The 3,465-nt window shown below is 68.8% G+C and carries 2 protein-coding genes; both read right to left on the minus strand.

Annotation, left to right across the window (positions count from 1 at the left end; translation table 11 throughout):
* A partial coding sequence (locus ACZ6CZ_RS37855) for a condensation domain-containing protein (RefSeq protein ID WP_469030638.1) occupies positions 1 to 1,433 on the minus strand: 1,433 nt, incomplete at its 3' end.
* The coding region (locus tag ACZ6CZ_RS37860) for a condensation domain-containing protein (protein ID WP_469030641.1) at positions 1,430 to 3,465 on the minus strand (2,036 nt) is incomplete at its 5' end. The genes ACZ6CZ_RS37860 and ACZ6CZ_RS37855, both read right to left, overlap by 4 nt.

Raw genomic sequence — 3,465 nt, forward strand, 5'->3', positions numbered from 1 at the left:
GCGATGGCGTCGGGGGTGGTGGCGACGCGGTCTTCGATGAGCTGGTGGATGGTGGCGGTGTCGGGGTAGGGGCCGGTGACACCGTTCCAGTCGACGAGGATCTCCTGCCGCTCCCGCTGCGTCAGCATGTTGAGGTCGCCGATGCGTGCGTCGGGAGCGCTCACCACGGAGGTCAGCAGGCTTTCGAGGTGGCCGGCCATCCTCTCGATCGTCTCGGCGTCGAAGCTGCTCCGGTCGTAGACGAAGCGGAACTCCAGCGCCCGGCCCGCCGACGCGACCAGGGTCAGCGGGTAGCCGGTGCGCTCCACGCAGTTGACCAGGCGCCGGGTCATGCCCTCGGGGAAGTCTGACGGCTTCTGCACCACCGGGTAGTTCTCGAAGACCAGGATGGACCGGAACAGCGGCTCACCGCGCGGGATATTGCTGTGCTTCTGCACGTCGACGAGGTGGCAGTACTCCCACTGCCGCATCTCCAGCTGCTCGTCCTGAAGCTCCCGCAGCCACTGGGAGACGATCAGGTCGCCGGTGAGCCGGCCGCGCACCGGCAGTGTGTTGATGAACAGGCCCATCATCGACTCGACGCCGGGCAGGTCGATCGAACGGCCCGAGATGGTGGAGCCGAACAGCACCTCGTCCTGACGGCTGTACCGGGAGAGCAGGATCGACCACAGGCCCTGTACCAGCGTGTTCATCGTGATGCGCTGGGACCTGGCGTAGTCCTGGGCCCGTGCGAACAGCTCCTCGGACGCGTACACCTCGAACTCGCCGACCCCTGTGTCACCGGTGTCCCGGTCCACGTGCAGGGCGGTGGGCTCGGTCACGCCCGCCAGGTAGTCCGACCAGAAGGCCGCCGACCCGTCGTCGTGCCGGGAGTTGAGCCACTCGATGTAGCGGCGGTAGGGGACGGCCGGCGGCAGCTGGGCGGGGGTGCCGTCGAGCAGCGCACGGTAGAGGGCGAACAGCTCCTTCTGAAGGATCTGCACGCTCCAGCCGTCCAGCAGGATGTGGTGGAACGACCAGACGACGATCCGGCGTTCCTCCGCCATCCGCAGCACGGTGACCCGCACCAGCGGGGCCCGCGACAGGTCGAACCCGCGGTCCCAGTCCTCCGCCAGGAAGGCGTCCAGCCGCTCCTCCTGTCCGGGCAGGCCGCGCAAATCCCGTACCTCGAAGGGCAGCGGAGCCCGGCGCTGCACCACCTGCACGGGCTCCGACACTCCCTCCCAGACGAAGGCGCTGCGCAGGTTCGAGTGCCGGTCGACGAGCTGCTGCCAGGCGGCGCCGAACAGCGTCTCGTTGAAGGGGCCTTCGACCTCCTCCGTCATCTGCACCATGTAGGGGCGGGTGTCCGAGGTGTCCTTCAGCGAGTGGTACAGCATGCCGAACTGCAGGGGCGAGAGCCCGTAGACGTCTTCCACGTTGTGCGCGCTCATATCGAGAACCTCTTCAGGATCGCGGCCATGTCGGCGTCACCGACATCGGTGAGGGGAACGCCGGGGGTCTCCCGGCGGGCGTCGGCGGCTCCGTCGGCACTGCCGGCGATCAGCTCGCGCAGATGGCCGAGGACACCGTCGGCCAGGCGCTCGACAGTGCGTCGGTCGTGCAGCGCGGTCGAGTAGTTGATGTACAGGCCGAACGTGTCGCCCTCGACGGCGGCGGTCACGTCCAGCACGTTCCAGCGCATGCCGTCCGGGCTGATCGAGTGGCCCTTGGGCTCATCGGGACCGGCGTACCGCCCGATGCCCGGCAGCTCCTGCGTGAACTGTCCCAGGTAGTTGAAGTTGACTTCCGGAGTGGGCTGCCGACGCAGCACGGACGCCATGTCGGGGGCGCCGAGGTGGCGCAGGATGCCGTAGCCGACGCCCTTGTTCGGCACCCGTGCCATCTGCTCACGGACCGGTTCGAGCGAGGCGACCGCATCGGCGGCGTCCGGCGCCAGGCGCAGCGCGATCGGGAAGACGGACGTGAACCATCCGACCGTCCGCGACAGGTCCACGTCCGGGAACAGATCCTCCCGTCCGTGTCCCTCCAGACCGATCAGCGTCTCGTCGTCCCCGGTCCAGTCCCGCAGGGCGTGCGCCAGCGCCGTGAGCAACGCGTCGTTGATCTGCGTGCCGAAGACCCGTGGCACGTCCCGCAGCAGGGCGCGCGTCTCCTCGGCGCTGAGCGTCGCCACGACGCTGGCGGCGGACCCGAGGTCGTTACGACCCTCCCGGTCACGCGGCACCCGTCCGTCCGGCTTCGGCTCGGCCCAGTAGGCGAACTCGGCGCGTGCCTCCGGGGAGGTCGCGAACCCGCGCAGCCGCTGCGCCCAGGCCATGAACGACGTCGTCTTGGCCGGCAGTACGGGCGCCAGTCCGGCAGCCCGCCGCTCGTAGCAGCTGCCCAGGTCCTCCAGCAGGATCCGCCAGGAGACACCGTCGACCGCCAGGTGATGTACGACGATGAGCAACCGCTGCCCCCGCGTCGGTCCCAGCTCCAGCAGGGCGCCCCGCATGAGCGGACCCTTGGCCAGGTCGAGGCTCCGCTGCGTCTCCTCCGCGATGTCCAGCGACACCGACGCCAGTGACTCGTCCGCGACCGCGGACAGGTCGTGCACGTCGAGGATGCGGGTGTCCACGGACTCGTCCAGGTACTGCCGCCAGCCGTCGGCCCCGTCCACGCAGCGCAGGCGCAGGGCGTCGTGGTGCTCGATCAGGTCGGCCAGCGCGAGCCGCAGCACATCGGGTACGAGTCCGTCGGTGACGAGCAGTTCGGCCTGGTTGAAGTGGTCGAACGCCGGCAGCTCCTTCTCGAAGAACCAGTGCTGGATCGGCGTCAGCGGGACCTCACCCACCACCCGGCCCTGCTCGGCGTCGACCGGCGTGGCCGTACCGGCGTGCGCCGCGATCTCGGCGATCGTCTGGTGCTTGAAGATCAGCCGCGGAGTGAGGTGCAGACCGAACTTCTTGGCCCGGGCGATCATCTGGATGCTGATGATCGAGTCGCCGCCCAGCTCGAAGAAGTTGTCGTGGATACCGACGCTGTCGATACCCAGGATGTCGCTCCACACCGATGCGAGGGTGCGCTCGGTGTCGGTGCGAGGTGCGGTGTAGGTGGTGGCGAGGTCGGGTCGGTCGTGTCCCGGTGCGGGGAGGGCCTTGGTGTCGACCTTGCCGTTGGGGGTGAGGGGGAGTTGCTCCAGGGTGACGTAGGTGGTGGGGACCATGTAGTCGGGGAGCTGCTGCTGGAGGTGGGCGCGCAGCTCGTGGGTGGCGGGTGCGGCGCCGGGAGTGGGGACCAGGTAGGCGACGAGTTGCCTGTTCCCGGGGGTGTCTTCGCGGGCGATGACGCTGGTGGTGTGGATGTGGGGGTGAGCGTTCAGGGCGGCTTCGATTTCGCCGAGTTCGATGCGGTAGCCGCGGAGTTTGATCTGGTTGTCGATGCGTCCGATGAATTCGAGGGTGCCGTCGGGGCGCCATTTGA

Source organism: Streptomyces sp. NPDC041135 (genome assembly GCF_055592085.1).